The sequence below is a fragment of the uncultured Pseudoflavonifractor sp. genome, assembly GCA_904419835.1.
In the GTDB taxonomy this organism is placed as follows: domain Bacteria; phylum Bacillota; class Clostridia; order Oscillospirales; family Oscillospiraceae; genus Pseudoflavonifractor.
The window spans coordinates 1-14,758 of the sequence record CAJFTA010000058.1; the positions used below are offsets into that span (position 1 = coordinate 1).

Genomic DNA, 14,758 nt, shown 5'->3' on the forward strand with positions numbered 1-14,758 from the left:
GTTTAACGAAAAATCGGGCCTGTTCCCGTATATCCAAGAGGTTGGAAAAAGGGTGCGAAAAGCGGAAATTTCCACGCTTATAGAAATCTGTGCTATAATAGAAAGCAGAAGGAGAGGGGGCGCGGATATGAATATCAAACTGACAATCCCGGAGCGGCTTAAAGATTTGCGGATAGAACGCGGCCTGACGCTGGAACAGCTTTCCGAGGCGACGGGGATTTCCCGTGCTGCCCTCGGCAAATATGAGGCGGACGATTTCAAAGACATCAGCCCGTTCAGCATCGCGGCGCTGGCAAAGTTCTACGGGGTGTCCGCCGATTACCTGATGGGATTGACGGAAACAAAAAATCACCCAAACACAGAGCTGGAAGCCCTGCATTTGGGTGACGGTGCGATTGAAGTATTGAAAGGCGGGCAGTTCAACCACCGGCTGCTGTCGGAGCTGATCTGCCATAAAGATTTTCAGCGGTTGATGCTGGACGCGGAAATTTATGTTGACCGCATCGCGGATATGCGGATCAACGACATGAACGCTGTGTTGGAAGCCGTGCGCCAAATGGTGCTGGCAAAGCGAGAGGATGGTGCGAACGATCTCTACCTCCGTACATTGGAATTGGCGCAGGTGCCGGAGGAAGAATATTTCGGTCATGTGGTTGCGGATGATCTGACAGGGATACTCTGCGATATTCGGGAGGCCCACAAAACTGACAGCACAACGGCAGACGAGTCGTCCGCCGCTGCACAAGTCCAGCAGCAGTTGCAGACTGCCATAAATTTTGAGGGCAGCAGCGACGAAAAGAAGGCGCGGGCGTTTCTGGCGACTTTCGGCATTGACTATGATGCCATCACAAAGGAGCAGTTTATCACCCTGATTGAGATACTGCGGCTGTCCAAGCACATGAAAAGTCCTATAAGTCAGCGTGGCAGGGCCAGCATGACACACGGGAAAGGAAAAAGAAAGCGTAAATAGGCAAGAAAATACGCCGTATCCAGCAAAATCTGCTGAATACGGCGTATTTCTTCGTTGCCCAATCCTGCCTGACAGATGCCATAATCGTAATTCTTTCAAATCACTTTCTTATGAGCACCTGTAGAAGCTCACCGGGGCGGGGCCGCCGCCCCCAACGGTTTTGAAGACCGCGGGGCTCACCAGATACCCTTCTGCCCCCATCGGGCTCTCAAAACCTTATTATATCACAGATTTTCCCGCCGGAGAACCCTGTAATTTCCCTCCCGGCGGGTGAGGCCCTCCTCATCCCAGTGCTCCAGCAGCAGCAGGGCGTATTTCCGGCTGACCCCCGCCGCGTCCCGGAACCGGGCCAGCGTGAGGGCGGGGGCGTCCTGAAACAGCTCCAGCAGCAGGGCGCGGGCCTGGCCCAGAGGGCGGCGGTGGATGCGGCAGCCCTCCCCCAGGGGAATCAGAATCCCCTGCCGGGTCATGGCGGCTACCACCTGGCGGCAGGCGGAGGAATCTGGGCCGAAGGCGGCCTCCACGGCGGCGTCCTCCGGGGCCTCCAGCCCGGCCCGGCGGTACAAGACCTCCAGCCTGTCCCGGATTTTGGCCAGCTCCGGGGTGTACCTGGGCCGGAATCCGGGGCGGTACGCAAGGCCGTTCCGCCGCCGGAGCACGCCCTGTCTCTCCAGAGCGGCAAGCAGCACATCGGACGGGCCGCCCTGGCCGGGGAGCAGGCGGGCGCACAGGGCCTGCTCCCCCATGCCGGGCTCCAGGGGCCGGGCGGCGTGCCAGCTGTCCAGCAGCTCCGCGGCCCGGCGTGCCAGCGTCTCCATAGCGGAGGCGGACAGCCAGAATTCTCCCAGGGCCACCGCCCGCCCCGTCCCGGACAGCGCGTCCAGCGCCGCCTGCCCCTCTGCCGGGGACAGCCCTGCGGCCATGGCCAGCGCCTCCAAAGTCTGCGGGAAGGCGTGAAGCTCCAGCGACGCCGCCATGCGGCGGAGCGGGTCGGGAGAGGCCAGAGCGGACAGCCGTTCCGCCAGGCCGGGGTCCTTCTTTTTGTGCCGGGGGGACAGGTCCAGCAGTATGCCGCCCCCCACGGTGGCCGCCGGGGAGAGGGAGCGGACCACAAAGCGGTCTCCCATCCGGGCGGCCATGGGGGCGGCCAGCCGGAGCTGGGCGAAGCAGGTCTCGCCGGGCAGCAGCTCCGCCCGGTCGAAGAACACGCACCGGCAGGTCAGGGCGGCGGCGCCGTGGTGGAGGCGGAGCTGGGCGCCGTGTCTGACGGAACAGGGGGCGGCGGTCAGCAGCTTCAGCTCTACGTCCGCCCGGTCGGTGAGGACCATGGAGCCGGGGGCGGCCAGGGTGTCCCCCTTTTTAACGGAACCGGCGTCCCCGGAGAGCAGCAGGGCGGCCCGGTTTCCGGCCTCCAGCCGTTCCGCGCCAACACCGTGGCGCTGGAGCTCCCGCACCCGCACCGTCCCCGGCCCGGGGTACAGCGCCAGCACATCGCCGGGGGATACCTGTCCGGCGGACACAGTGCCCGCCGCCACCGTCCCCCGGCCGGGGAGAGAGAAGCGCCGGTCCACCTCCAGCCGGAAGGGGAGGTCAACTCTCCGCCTGCGGGGAGGCAGGGCGGCGATGGCCCGGCGCAGGGCGTCCAGCCCCAGCCCGGTTTTGGCCGAGACGGGGAGGATGGGCGCGCCGTCCAGGAAGGTGCCCGCCGTCAGGGCGGCGCAGTCCGCCTTCACCCGGGCAAGACGGCCCTCATCCGCCAGATCCGCCTTGGTGATGGCCACAATGCCCCGCTCCATGCCCAGCAGGGCGCACAGGGCCAGGTGCTCCCTGGTCTGGGGCATGATCCCCTCGCCCGCGTCCACCGTGAGGAGCACCCCATCCGCCCCCGCCGCCCCGGCGAGCATGCCGCGGATGAACCTCTCGTGGCCGGGTACGTCCACCAGGTCGGCCTCTCCGCCGTCCGGCAGGGGGAGGACGGCAAAGCCCGGCTCAATGGTCAGGCCCCGGCGCTTCTCCTCGGGGAGGGTGTCGGTGTCCGTGCCGGTGAGGGCCTTCACCAGGGCGGTCTTTCCGTGGTCCACGTGGCCCGCCACCGCCAGAATCAGGCGGTTCACCGGCTCGTCTCCCTTACCGCTTCCGCCGCCCGGAGAATTTCCGCCTCATCCTCCGCCGCCAGGGTGCGCACGTCCAGCAGGAGGGCGCCGTGGTGGATGCGGCAGAGGATGGGCACCGCATGGCGGCGGAAGGCGGCCTCCAGCCCCTCGGGGACGCCCGGCCCGGCGGTGACGGCGGCGCAGAAGCCGGGCAGCGCCTCGTTGGGCATGGACCCGCCCCCCACCTGACCGGCGCAGGGGAGGACGGACACTGTATAGTCCGGCCCCAGGGCCGCGCTCAGCCCGGCGGCCAGCCCCTCAGCCCGGCCGCGCAGGTCCTCGGGCCGGGCGCCCAGCATGGACAGCACGGGCAGGGCCTCTCTTGCGGCTTCCGGGTCCCGGAGGAGGAGGAGCGTGGCCTCCAGGGCGGCCAGAGACAGCTTGTCGATGCGCACCACCCGGGCCAGGGGATGGCGCTTCATGGCGTCGATGTACCGCTTTTTCCCCAGCACCACGCCCGCCTGGGGACCGCCCAGCAGCTTGTCCCCGGAGAAACACACCACGTCGGCCCCGTCGGCCAGGGCCGCCGCCGCGCTGGGAGCGGCGGGGAGGGCGGGCAGGGCGGCGGGGGAGAGGACGCAGCTGCCCAGGTCGCACAGCAGGGGCACGCCGTGGGCCGCCGCCAGCCCGGCGAGCTGGGACAGAGGGGTGTCCTCGGTGAAGCCCACAATCTGGTAATTGCTGGTGTGGACCTTCAGCAGGGCCTGGGCCTCCTGGGAGAGCAGGGCGCGCTCATAGTCGGCCCGGCGGGTCTTGTTGGTGGTGCCCACCTCCCGGAGAACCGCGCCGCTTGCCTCCATGATCTCAGGCACCCGGAAGGCGCCGCCAATCTCCACCAGCTCCCCCCTGGACACGGCCACCCCTTTGCCCGCCGCCAGGGCGGAGAGCATGAGGAACACGGCGGCGGCGTTGTTGTTCACCGCCATGGCCGCCTCCGACCCGGTGAGGGAGCAGAGCAGGGCCTCCACGTGGCTGTGGCGGCTGCCCCGGCAGGCTCTGTCCAGGTCGTACTCCAGATTGGAGTAGCCCTCCGCCGCCGCCCGGACTGCCTCTGCCGCCTGGGGGGCCAGGGGCGCCCGGCCCAGATTGGTGTGGAGCACCACGCCGGTGGCGTTGATAACCTTCCGCAGGCCCGGACGGCACAGGGCCCGGGCCGCGGAGGCAATTTCACCGGCCAGGGCGTCCACAGGCGGCACAGCCGCCCCGGCCAGAACGGTCCGGCGCACCTCCTCCAGGGTGTCCCGGGCGGCCTGGCGGATGAGGCCGTAGGGGATCGTCTCACGGGCGGAGACCAGGGTGGGATGGGACAGCAGAACGTCCATTTTGGGCAGGGCGCGGAGCGGATTTTCACACATGGACAGCACCTCCGGGGAAAATTTCTCACAGGGCCGGTTCAGCAGGTACCATTATAGCACAGATGCCTCCCCGATGGGCCAGGATTTGTCCTCGTCCAGCAGGGCGAGGGGGGAGGTGTTCAGGGCGGCGGCCAGGGCCATGAGTTCAAAATCGGCCACCACCCGGCTGCCGGTTTCGATCCGGCTCACCGCCTTCTGCTCCAGGGCCAGCCCCGCCACCTGGAGCCGGGCGGCCAGCTGCTCCTGGGACAGGCCCAGGTCCACCCGCAGGCGGCGGACCTGACGGCCGCAGAGATTGGCCTTTCCGCGGTATCGGTACAGCTTCATTGTCGTCCTCCAATATGCCAAAGATGGATAATTTCCTTGACAGTATCACGGAGTCGAACTATAATTATTCCAAAGATGACTAAAATGGAAAATAAGAAGAAGTGGACAATTGAGGGAAAACATAGTAAACTAAATTTGCAGTACCCAAAACCCGGGAAAAAAGGAGGAACACCCATGAAGAAACTGGCAACCCTATTGGCAGTGCTTCTGCTGATCTCCTGCGCGCCCGCCTCGGCTGCGGAGACGGTGCTCACCGGAGCGGAGGCCTACCAGCAGTACGGCCCCTGGTACACCTGGACCCAGGAGCAGAAGGACACGGCGACGGCGGAATGGAGCGAGGACCTCTGGTATGACTACTGGGACGCCTATTTCGTCCAGAGCGGCACGGAGGAAGAGCAGTACTACACCGACATGGAGGAGTGGGATCAGGCCTTCTACGGCGATGCGTGGGAGGAGGAGTGGGAGCAGTATCTTCAGAGTGTGAAGGAAGCCCTGGGCATGCCCTACCCCGACGGCATCAACGTGTCGGTCAACGGGGAATGGCTGGACCTGGACGGGCTGGAGCCCTGGGGCCTGAACGGCCGCACCATGGTGCCGGTGCGCCCCTTCCTGGAGGCGCTGGGGGCCAAGGTGGACTACGCGGACAACGTGGTCACCGCCGTGCTGCCCGACGGGGTCACCCTGGAGCTGACCGGGGGGAGCACCACCATGACCCGGGTGTCCGGGGATAAGATTGACAAGATTGAGATGGACGTGCCCCTGACGGCAGTGGCCAACCGGACCTACATCCCCGCCCGCTTTGCCGGCGAGGCGGTGGGCATGGCCGTGGCGTGGGACGGGGACTATCAGGCGGCCCACTTCACCGACTGGGACAGCATTGAGGCGCAAATTGACCAGAACTTCGCCACGCTTAACACCCTGCTGTCCATAGGGCAGGGGCAGAGCGACCCGGAGCAGACCTACCGGGTGAAGGAGCTGGTGTCCGGGTCCATGACCCTCTACGGCGCGACCGAGGCGGAAAGCGGCACCGCCGCCATATCCCTGACTGTGGACGGCCTGGTCCGGGGCGGGCAGGCGGATCTGGACATGAAGCTGGATCTGGACCTGGGAGACCTGAAGGGGATGGTCACCGCCAGTATGCTGGAGGAAGAAGCGGCGGCGCTGGACCTGCTGTCCGACTTTGAGATGGAGATGCGGGGCGACCTGGACCAGGGAACCCTCTACATGACCGGAAACAAGCTGGGGGACATCCCCGGCAGCACCGTGGGCAGCGGCGAGTGGGTGGCTCTGCCCCTGGTCGAAGGCGGGGAGGCCCTGCCGGAGGAGGCACAGACGCAGGCCCTCACGGTGGGCAGCATGCTGACCGCCGCGCTGAAGGAGAGCGGCGTCAGTGGGACCGGAATGCCCCCCTGCGTCAGCGCCCTGGACACGGCGGAGCTGCTGGCCCTCATCCTGGGGGATGACTGCTTCACCGTCTCCACCGCCGGAAGCACCACCACCTACACCCTGAAGGTGGATACCCTTGCTCTGACGGACAAGGTTTCCGCCCTGGCGGAGGAGAAGGGGACCCTGGATCTCTACCTGCTGCAGAGCTACCTGAACAACGAACTGAAGGTGGACTGCACCGGCGCCTTCCAGGTGCGGGACAACCAGCTGGTGGATATGGAGCTGGATATGACAGTAAAGGTGCCCGCCCTTATCACGGGCAGTACACCCATGGACATCAGCTTCTCCGCCAGCGGGGACAGCACCGAGATGGTGTGCACCCTGACCGCCGGGATCGGCTACGGCGGAAAGCTGGAGATGAAGGCGGAGGCCTCTGTGGAAGAGACCAGCGACATGCCCGTCACCACGCCGCCTGAGGGCGCGGTGGTCCGAACCGCCGATGCGCTGGGCGCCGGCACGGAGTATTCCGGCGGGCTGGACAGCCTGCCCGGTATTGTCCGATAACACAAAAAAATCCACCTTCCTCCCTGGGAAGGTGGATTTTTTGCATTCAGGGGATGAGCCAGAAGCCCACGGCGCCGCAGGCCGCGCCCAGAACGGCCCCGGAGAGCACGTCCCGGGGGAAGTGGACGCCGCCGATGACCCGGATGAGGGCGATGAGCACCCCCACGGCCAGAAACACCCCGCCCAGAGGGGGGCACACCCACCAGAAGGCCATGTCGATGACAAAGACCGAGAACACGTGGCGGCTGGGGAAGGAGTTGCCCCTGGTGTCCTTGGGGATGAGGGGGACAATGTCCAGCACCTCATAGGGCCGGGGGGCGTTGCACCACTTGCGGAACAGGGTCAGGGCCGCGAAGGACACCCCCGGCGCAATCACCGCCCGCAGCAGCCGCGGGTCCCGGGTGAGCAGCAGAAAGAGGAGCAGGGCGGGGTAGGCGATGTAGACCGACAATGTGAGCAGCCTGTTCAACACCCGGATGGCCCCGGCATAGGGGCGGAAGGGGGCGGACAGGCGGGCGTAGAGCGATGCTGTCATGGTCAACCTCCTGGAAAATGGGATGCAGACGAAACCGCACCCGCCCGGCGGGCGGGTGCGGACAGACTGTCGAAAAAGGTGCGAAGCACCTTTTTCGAGGAAGGCTGCATGGCGGGAGGGACTCGATTTTTGGCAAAATTGCCGCCCCTCCCGCCATGAGAAGTGTCATTTCCGAGGCGCATGTCCCCGGAAACGACAGATTTTAATTTCATTCCTGGGGCTGCGGCCCCAGGAACTCTGCAAGGCTTCCTTCCCTGGGAGCTTTTTTTGACACGCCGACCCCATCCGCCCGGCGGGCGGGTGCGGAGAGGGGGAGGGCCGGCGTCAGGGCAGGTCGGCGTCGATGAGGATGTTGTCCGTGCCGTGCTCCTCAAATTCGGCCATATAGCCGTCAATGCGGCGGTTGAGCTCCTCGTAGTTGGTCTCGTCGATGGGGGGATCGTCCATGTCCCGGCGGGCCAGGTCCTCGGCGAGAATCTCAAAAAACACGTTGTTTTCGTACTCCATAATGGCCTCGTGTATGCCGCCGTCCACAAAGGCCCGAGAGGGCACCACCTCGCCCTGCCAGAGCTCGGCCAGGCTGGGCATCCCCTCCTCCGCCGCCTTGGAGAAGAGCAGGCTCTCCACCTCGTCATAGTCGGCAAAACGGTCGTCGCCCCGGGTGGAATTGAGGATCCAGTTCCCGATATAGACCATATCAAGCAGCCGGCGGTACTGCTTTTTTGTCAGTTCCAGCTTCATGCGCGAAACCTCCTCGCTGTCGTGACATGGCGGAGCATGGGCCGGGCCGCTCCGCTTGCACATATTATATTAACAAGATAGGGAAAAGTCAAACCTGGCGGGGAAAGAAATCCGGTGAAATTTCCCCTTGTGTTCCGCCGTGGTTTCGCATATATTATATAGGATAAGCGGCAGGCGGAGCAATTCCGCCCCGCAATTGTTTTGCCTGGAGGTTGTTGCTGTGGACCGTCGGCCAATCGGCGTGTTTGACTCGGGTATGGGCGGCCTGACCGCCGTCCGGGAGCTGATCCATCTGATGCCGGAGGAGGACATCGTATACTTCGGCGACACCGGCCGGGTGCCCTACGGCAGCCGCTCCCGGGATACCATTATCAAGTACGCCCGGCAGGACGTGGCCTTTCTCAAGACCTTTGACCTGAAGGCCGTTGTCATCGCCTGCGGCACCGTGTCCACCACCGCGCTGGAGGTGCTGGAGCAGGAGAACCCCATCCCGGTGCTGGGCGTGGTGCGCCCTGCGGTGGCCGAGGCCGCGGCCGCCACCCGCAGCGGGAAAATCGGTCTCATCGGCACCCAGGCCACCATCCGCACCGGGGCCTATGAGAAGTACATCGCCAAGCTGCTGCCCGGCGCCCAGGTCACCGCCCGGGCCTGCCCCCTCTTTGTGCCCCTGGTGGAGAACGGCCGCTTCCGCCCCGGCGACAGGGTGGCCGAGATGGTGGCCGAGGAGTATCTCGCCCCCCTGAAGGAGGCCGGGGTGGACACACTGGTGCTGGGCTGCACCCACTACCCCCTCCTGTCCCAGGTCATCGGAAACTTTATGGGCCCCGGCGTGACGCTCATCAACACCGGCGCGGCCTGCGCCCGGCAGGTGGCCGCCATGCTGGCCAGGCGGGACGGCCTCAACAGCCCGGACCATGCGGGCGAGCGCCGCTACTTCGCCAGCGACAGCGCCGCCGACTTCGCCGCCCTGGCCTCCATCTTCCTGGGCCGGGACATCACCGGCGCGGTGGAGCAGGTGGACATTACAAAATATTGAGCGGAAACCGGCGGCAGTCCTTTACTTTTCCCCGGATTTGGGATATAATACCTTGCATTTTGGTTCACATCAGAGGTCGAGAGAATGGATAAGAGCGTCATTATTTCCATCAAGGGCAGGCAGTCCTACGAAAACGTGGAGGACGAGACCATCGAGCTGGTCACCGAGGGCCTGCTGGCCAAGGAGGGCGAGGGGGCCTACACCCTCAGCTATCAGGAGAGCGAGCTCACCGGCCTGGAGGGCACCCTGACCACCTTCCAGATTGAGGACGGCCGCATCACCCTCATGCGCCACGGGGAGGTCAACTCCCAGATGGTGTTCGAGGAGGGCCGCCGCCACCTGTCCATGTACAACACCCCCTACGGGGCACTGGCCGTGGGCATCAAGACCCACCGCATGGACTGCCGCATGGATGACCACGGCGGCAGCATTGAGATCAACTACGCCATTGAGATTGAGCACGCTGTGGCGGGGCAGAACCTGTTCCAGATTCAGGTCCGGGAGAAGCCCCCTGTGCTGATGCAGTAAGTTCACGGGCGGCGGACGCCGCCCTTTACCAGATATTGATGAGGTGATTTGAGATGTCCAACATGATCCAGTCCGCCAAGGACCAGGTGGCGTCCCTGACCCAGGCGGCCTATGAGAAGGCCGCCGCCGAGGGCCTCCTGCCCGCCGGCGCCCAGGTAAAGGCCACCATCGAGATTCCCAAGGACGTGTCCCACGGGGACTACGCCTCCTCCTTCGCCATGGCGGGGGCCAAGGCCCTCCACATGGCCCCCAGAGCCATCGCCCAGATTATCCTGGACCACCTGGAGCTGGAGGGGACCTATTTCCAGAGCGCCGAGATCGCCGGCCCCGGCTTCCTCAACTTCCGCCTGGGTAGCCGCTGGTACGGTGAGGTCATCGCGGACATCGAGCGGGAGGGCATGACCTACGGCTCCGTGGACGAGGGTCACGGCGAGAAGGTCATGGTGGAGTTCGTCTCCGCCAACCCCACCGGCCCCATGCACATCGGCAACGCCCGGGGCGGCGTGCTGGGCGACAGCCTGGCCAGCGTGCTGGAGCGGGCCGGCTACGACGTGTGGCGTGAGTTCTACGTCAACGACGCCGGCAACCAGATCCACAAGTTCGCCGTGTCCATCGACGCCCGGTACCGCCAGCTCATCCTGGGTGAGGAGAACGTGCCCTTCCCCGAGGACTGCTATCAGGGCGACGACATCAAGGAGCTGGCCGCCGCTTTCCGCGCCGAGCACGGCGACAGCTGGGTAGACAAGAGCGAGGAGGAGCGCCAGGAGGCCATGGCCAACTTCGGCCTCAAGCGCAACATCCCCAAGATGCAGGAGGATCTGCGCCGGTACAAGATTGAGTACAACGAGTGGTTCCTGGAGTCCACCCTCCACAACAGCGGCTATGTGGCCGAGACCGTGGGCATGCTCAGCGACAAGGGCTGGACCTATGAGAAGGACGGCGCCCTGTGGCTCAACACCACCGAGCTGCTCAAGGAGAAGTATATGCGGGAGGGTAAGACCCGTGAGCAGGTGGACAAGCTGGACCTGAAGGACGACGTGCTCCGCCGTGCCAACGGGTTCTACACCTACTTCGCCGCCGACATCGCCTACCACCGCAACAAGCTGGAGAAGCGGGGCTTCCAGACCGCCATCAACATCTGGGGCGCCGATCACCACGGCCACGTGGCCCGTCTCCAGGCAGCCCTGGACGGCCTGGGCCTGGACGGCTCCCACCGCCTGGTGGTGGTGCTCATGCAGCTGGTGAACCTGCTCCAGGACGGCAAGCCCGTCCGGATGAGCAAGCGCTCCGGCAAGGCCATCGCCCTGCGGGACCTGCTGGACGAGGTGAGCGTGGACGCCTGCCGCTACTTCTTCAACTCCCGTTCCTTCACCAGCCCCCTGGACTTCGACCTGGACCTGGCTGTCAAGGAGGACTCCGACAACCCGGTGTACTATGTCCAGTACGCCCACGCCCGTATCTGCTCCCTGGTGGCCCGCATGAAGGAGGAGGGGGCCGGCGTGTCCGCTGCCTCCGCCATTGACGCCTCTGTGTTCTCCACCCCTGAGGAGCTGGCCCTGGTCAAGACCCTGTCCCTCTTCCCCGAGGAGATCCGTCTGGCCAGCCGGGATTATGATCCCTCCCACATCAACCGCTACCTGCTCACCCTGGCCGGCGACTTCCACCGGTTCTACAACGCCTGCCGCATCAAGGGCGAGGAGGAGCACGTGCTGGCCGCCCGGCTCAAGCTGGCGGATACCGTCCGCTCCGTGCTGGCCAACGGCATGGCCCTCATCGGCGTCACCGCCCCGGAGAAGATGTAATCACAGCTTACAACAGTCCCCCGCTCATCCGAGCAGGGGACTCAGGCTGTCGAAAAAGTGGCTTCCACCACTTTTTCGAGGGAGCTTCATGAAATTTTCCCCTCGATTTCTGAGGAAATTGTCGGGAAAAATTTCATGCAAAGTGTCATTTCCGTGGCGCATGTCCCCGGAAATGACGGATTTTCATTTCATTCCGTCATCTGCGGATGATGGAACTCTGCGAGGCTTCCCCTTCCGGGAGGTTTTTTGACGCGCTGAACAGTCCCCCGCTCATCCGAGCGGGGGACTGTTTTGCTACTCGCACTCCACCTGGGTGTAGGTCTCCGGGCCGCAGGAATCGCGGTCCTCCTCCGCCGGCGGGAAAAGGGCCAGGGACGCCCCGAAGAACAGCGCCGCCAGAATTGCCACAGCCTGCACCTTGTTCTCCTTCAGCAGATGGCCGTGCTCCTCCCACAGGGGGAGCTTGAGGTGTTCCCCCAGCTTCTCCGCGCCGTAGCAAATGATCAGGGCAATGACCGCGCAGCACGCGAGCCGTACCGCCGTGTCCCGCCTGTTCTCCTTCTGCTCCATCGCCGCCGCCTCCTTCCGCGCCTGTACTGCCATTATATGCGCGCCGGCGGCGTGCATGTGAAAAAGACCGGCGCACATTCTGTTTGACCGGTGCTCTGTGCCATGCTATAATCTAAGCTGGTTAAATTGGCGTATTGTGCCGGAACTCCGGCACAGTGTTACCTGTCCGCAGCTGGACTGTATTTTTACCTTCCCTGACATCGAAAAAAGGGAACATGAAGAAAGGAAGGATTCCATGGAACCCAAAGAGATCCGGGAACTGGCGATTACCGCCACCAAGGGCCGGCTTTTGGGCCTGTCGGCCATCCACCGCGCCGCCTCCGGCCACACCGGCGGCTCCCTGTCCGTGATGGACATTCTCACCGTCCTCTACTTCCATGAGATGAAGGTGAACCCCGACCAGCCCAGGGACCCTGATCGGGACCGCCTGGTGATGAGCAAGGGCCACTGCACCCCCGCCCTGTACGCGGCGCTGGCCCTGCGGGGATTCTTCCCTGTGGAGGACATGCAGCTCTTCCGCAGCATTGACGGCCACTACTCCGGCCACCCCGACATGGTCCATGTGAAGGGCGTGGACATGTCCACCGGCTCTCTGGGCCAGGGCATCTCCGCCGCCGTGGGCATGGCTCTGGCGGGCAAGATTGATAAGAAGGACTACCGGGTCTACGCCATTCTGGGCGACGGCGAGCTGGACGAGGGCCAGGTGTGGGAGGCCGCCATGTCGGCCGACAAGTATCACCTGGACAACCTGTGCGCCGTGGTGGACTACAACAAGATGCAGATCGACGGCACCACCGACGACGTGATGCCCCTGGGCGATCTGGCCGCCAAGTGGACCGCCTTCGGCTGGAACGTCATCGAGGCGGACGGCCACGACTACGCCGCCCTGGCCGGCGCCTTTGACCAGGCCAGGACCGTGAAGGGCAGGCCCACCGTGGTCCTGGCCCACACCATCAAGGGCAAGGGCGTGTCCTTCATGGAGGGCGTCTACACCTGGCACGGCAAGGCCCCCAACGACGAGCAGTACGCCCAGGCCAAGGGCGAGCTGGAAGCACATCTCAGGCAGCTGGAAGAGGAGGGGAAGTAAGATGGCAGGAAGCATTGCGACGCGCGCCGCCTACGGCGCGGCTCTGGTTGAGCTGGCCAAGACCCACCCGGAGCTGCTGGTTCTGGACGCGGATCTGTCCCAGGCCGTCAACACCGGCAAGTTCGCCCAGGCGTACCCGGACCGGCACTTTGACATGGGCATTGCCGAGGGCAATATGACCAGCGTGGCCGCCGGACTGGCCGCCTGCGGCAAGCACCCCTTTATCAACACCTTCGCCGTGTTTGCCACCGGCCGGGCCTGGGAGCAGGTGCGCAACTCCATCGCCTATCCCGGCCTGCCCGTCACCGTGGTGGGCTCTCACGGCGGCCTCTCCGTGGGCGAGGACGGCGCCACCCACCAGTGCAACGAGGACCTGAACAACATGCGGGTCCTCCCGGGCATGACCGTGGTGGTGCCCTGCGACGGCCACGAGATGACCCTGGCCACCGAGGCCCTGCTCAACCTGAACGGCCCCTCCTACCTGCGTCTGGGCCGCATGGCCGTGGACAACGTGACCGACGAGATGCCCGGCTACAAGTTCGAGCTGGGCAAGGGCGTCACCATGCGCTCCGGCGGCGACGTGACCGTCATTGCCTGCGGACTTATGGTCCAGGAGGCCCTCAAGGCCGCCGACATCATGGCCGCCGAGGGCGTCTCCGTCCGGGTGATTGACATGCACACCATCAAGCCTCTGGACGAGGCGCTGGTGCTCCAGGCCGCCAGAGAGACCGGCGCCATCGTCACCAGCGAGGAGCACAGCATCGTCGGCGGACTGGGCGCCGCCGTGTGCGAGTACCTGTCCCAGGCCTGCCCCGTGCCCGTGGTGCGCCACGGCGTGGAGGACTGCTTCGGCCGCTCCGGTCCCGCCAAGAAGGTGCTGGCAGCCTACGGCCTCACCGCCGAGGTCATGGCGGAGAAGGCCGAGCGCGCGATAGCGCTGAAAAAGAAGTAAGTCGTTAAATTATCTACAAGCTTGGCGCCGATTTGCACAGTTATTGTGCAATCAGTTGAAAATTCGTTGAAATTTTCATAGCTTTTAATAATTGAATTTACACTGCCTGAGGGACTAAAATAAAGTAGTCCAATATGTACACAGTGGGCAGAGAAGGGAAAGGCATGTGCGGACACGGGGCTATACCCGGAGTCCGCACTGCTTATTTTTACGCCGCAGCCGGGGGAGCATGCGCGGGTGAAAGGATGATGACGGGTGAAGTACATAATGGCGCTCGACCAGGGCACCACCAGCTCACGCTGCCTGATATTCGATTACAGCGGGCGCATATGCTCGCTCGCGCAGAAGGAGTTCACGCAGTACTATCCGCAGCCCGGCTGGGTCGAGCACGACCCGGAGGAGATATGGGACACCACGCTCGAGGTGGCCCGCACAGCCATGCTGAAAATGAAGGTTCCGGCGCGGGACATAGCCGCGATAGGCATCACGAACCAGCGCGAGACCACCGTGGTTTGGGACAGAAACACCGGCGAGCCGGTCTGCAACGCCATAGTTTGGCAGTGCCGCCGCACCAGCGGAATGGTGGACGAGCTCGTCGATGCCGGATACTCCGACTTGATACGCTCCAAGACCGGCCTCATACCCGACGCCTACTTTTCGGGTACCAAGCTGCGCTGGATACTCGATAACGTCCCGGGCGCGCGCGAGCGGGCCGAGGCGGGGGAGCTGCTGTTCGGCACGGTGGACGCCTG

At 64.6% G+C, this 14,758-nt stretch carries 14 protein-coding genes; 8 read left to right on the forward strand and 6 right to left on the reverse strand.

From position 1 onward, the window contains the following. A partial coding sequence (locus QZY67_RS09850) for a helix-turn-helix transcriptional regulator (RefSeq protein WP_366448966.1) occupies positions 1-970 on the forward strand: 970 nt, incomplete at its 5' end. A gap of 224 nt (positions 971-1,194) precedes the next feature. Here QZY67_RS09850 and selB read toward each other — a convergent pair. The 3 genes from selB to QZY67_RS09865 are packed head-to-tail and all read right to left on the reverse strand — an operon-like array spanning position 1,195 to position 4,805. Continuing rightward, positions 1,195-3,084, reverse strand: a complete 1,890-nt coding sequence (gene selB, locus QZY67_RS09855) for a selenocysteine-specific translation elongation factor (RefSeq protein ID WP_295369918.1) — start codon at positions 3,082-3,084, stop codon at positions 1,195-1,197. Beyond that, the gene (gene selA / locus QZY67_RS09860) at positions 3,081-4,478 is read right to left on the reverse strand and encodes an L-seryl-tRNA(Sec) selenium transferase (RefSeq protein WP_295369919.1); all 1,398 of its coding nucleotides are present in this window, start codon (positions 4,476-4,478) and stop codon (positions 3,081-3,083) included. Before selA ends, selB begins: the two co-directional genes overlap by 4 nt. Positions 4,479-4,529: 51 nt before the next feature. Next, entirely contained in the window at positions 4,530-4,805 is a 276-nt protein-coding gene (locus tag QZY67_RS09865) for a helix-turn-helix transcriptional regulator (protein WP_295369920.1), read from the reverse strand. A 174-nt stretch (positions 4,806-4,979) separates the two neighbouring features. Here QZY67_RS09865 and QZY67_RS09870 point away from each other — a divergent pair, with 174 nt between their 5' ends. Then, positions 4,980-6,755: a copper amine oxidase N-terminal domain-containing protein gene (locus QZY67_RS09870; protein WP_295369921.1), complete on the forward strand. Its 1,776-nt coding sequence runs from the start codon at positions 4,980-4,982 to the stop codon at positions 6,753-6,755. Between the two features lie 46 nt (positions 6,756-6,801). Here the strand turns inward: QZY67_RS09870 and QZY67_RS09875 are convergent, their stop codons facing one another. Next, positions 6,802-7,290 carry a phosphatase PAP2 family protein gene (locus QZY67_RS09875; protein ID WP_295369923.1) on the reverse strand — a complete coding sequence of 163 codons (489 nt, stop codon included), beginning with the start codon at positions 7,288-7,290 and terminating at the stop codon, positions 6,802-6,804. 324 nt (positions 7,291-7,614) lie between these two features. After that, positions 7,615-8,031 carry a hypothetical protein gene (locus QZY67_RS09880; RefSeq protein ID WP_148316414.1) on the reverse strand — a complete coding sequence of 139 codons (417 nt, stop codon included), beginning with the start codon at positions 8,029-8,031 and terminating at the stop codon, positions 7,615-7,617. Positions 8,032-8,251: 220 nt separating this feature from the next. On the opposite strand from QZY67_RS09880, the gene murI reads away from it, so the two are divergent. The 3 genes from murI (at position 8,252) to argS (ending at position 11,397) form a co-directional block, all read left to right on the forward strand. Next, positions 8,252-9,067 carry a glutamate racemase gene (murI, locus tag QZY67_RS09885; RefSeq protein ID WP_295369925.1) on the forward strand — a complete coding sequence of 272 codons (816 nt, stop codon included), beginning with the start codon at positions 8,252-8,254 and terminating at the stop codon, positions 9,065-9,067. A gap of 84 nt (positions 9,068-9,151) precedes the next feature. Next, entirely contained in the window at positions 9,152-9,595 is a 444-nt protein-coding gene (locus QZY67_RS09890) for a DUF1934 domain-containing protein (protein ID WP_295369926.1), read from the forward strand. 53 nt (positions 9,596-9,648) lie between these two features. Further along, the gene (gene argS, locus QZY67_RS09895) at positions 9,649-11,397 is read left to right on the forward strand and encodes an arginine--tRNA ligase (protein WP_295369927.1); all 1,749 of its coding nucleotides are present in this window, start codon (positions 9,649-9,651) and stop codon (positions 11,395-11,397) included. A 294-nt stretch (positions 11,398-11,691) separates the two neighbouring features. Here the strand turns inward: argS and QZY67_RS09900 are convergent, their stop codons facing one another. Beyond that, a complete protein-coding gene (locus tag QZY67_RS09900; RefSeq protein ID WP_294536539.1) occupies positions 11,692-11,967 on the reverse strand; it encodes a hypothetical protein in 276 nt (91 codons plus the stop codon). Positions 11,968-12,202: 235 nt separating this feature from the next. Here QZY67_RS09900 and QZY67_RS09905 point away from each other — a divergent pair, with 235 nt between their 5' ends. From QZY67_RS09905 to QZY67_RS09915, 3 genes are all read left to right on the forward strand, one after another. Continuing rightward, the gene (locus QZY67_RS09905) at positions 12,203-13,054 is read left to right on the forward strand and encodes a transketolase (RefSeq protein WP_294536537.1); all 852 of its coding nucleotides are present in this window, start codon (positions 12,203-12,205) and stop codon (positions 13,052-13,054) included. A 1-nt stretch (position 13,055) separates the two neighbouring features. Next, positions 13,056-14,006, forward strand: a complete 951-nt coding sequence (locus tag QZY67_RS09910) for a transketolase family protein (protein WP_295369929.1) — start codon at positions 13,056-13,058, stop codon at positions 14,004-14,006. 267 nt (positions 14,007-14,273) lie between these two features. Next, on the forward strand, positions 14,274-14,758 hold a 485-nt coding region (locus tag QZY67_RS09915), incomplete at its 3' end, for an FGGY family carbohydrate kinase (protein WP_295369932.1).

Excerpts from the sequence above, each read along its gene's own strand:
- QZY67_RS09865 (WP_295369920.1), bottom strand. The coding sequence starts at position 4,805 with ATGAAGCTGTACCGATACCGCGGAAAGGCCAATCTCTGCGGCCGTCAG.
- QZY67_RS09875 (WP_295369923.1), bottom strand. The coding sequence starts at position 7,290 with ATGACAGCATCGCTCTACGCCCGCCTGTCCGCCCCCTTCCGCCCCTAT.
- argS (WP_295369927.1), top strand. The coding sequence starts at position 9,649 with ATGTCCAACATGATCCAGTCCGCCAAGGACCAGGTGGCGTCCCTGACC.
- QZY67_RS09905 (WP_294536537.1), top strand. The coding sequence starts at position 12,203 with ATGGAACCCAAAGAGATCCGGGAACTGGCGATTACCGCCACCAAGGGC.
- QZY67_RS09870 (WP_295369921.1), top strand. The coding sequence starts at position 4,980 with ATGAAGAAACTGGCAACCCTATTGGCAGTGCTTCTGCTGATCTCCTGC.
- QZY67_RS09890 (WP_295369926.1), top strand. The coding sequence starts at position 9,152 with ATGGATAAGAGCGTCATTATTTCCATCAAGGGCAGGCAGTCCTACGAA.
- QZY67_RS09910 (WP_295369929.1), top strand. The coding sequence starts at position 13,056 with ATGGCAGGAAGCATTGCGACGCGCGCCGCCTACGGCGCGGCTCTGGTT.
- selA (WP_295369919.1), bottom strand. The coding sequence starts at position 4,478 with ATGTGTGAAAATCCGCTCCGCGCCCTGCCCAAAATGGACGTTCTGCTG.
- QZY67_RS09880 (WP_148316414.1), bottom strand. The coding sequence starts at position 8,031 with ATGAAGCTGGAACTGACAAAAAAGCAGTACCGCCGGCTGCTTGATATG.
- QZY67_RS09900 (WP_294536539.1), bottom strand. The coding sequence starts at position 11,967 with ATGGAGCAGAAGGAGAACAGGCGGGACACGGCGGTACGGCTCGCGTGC.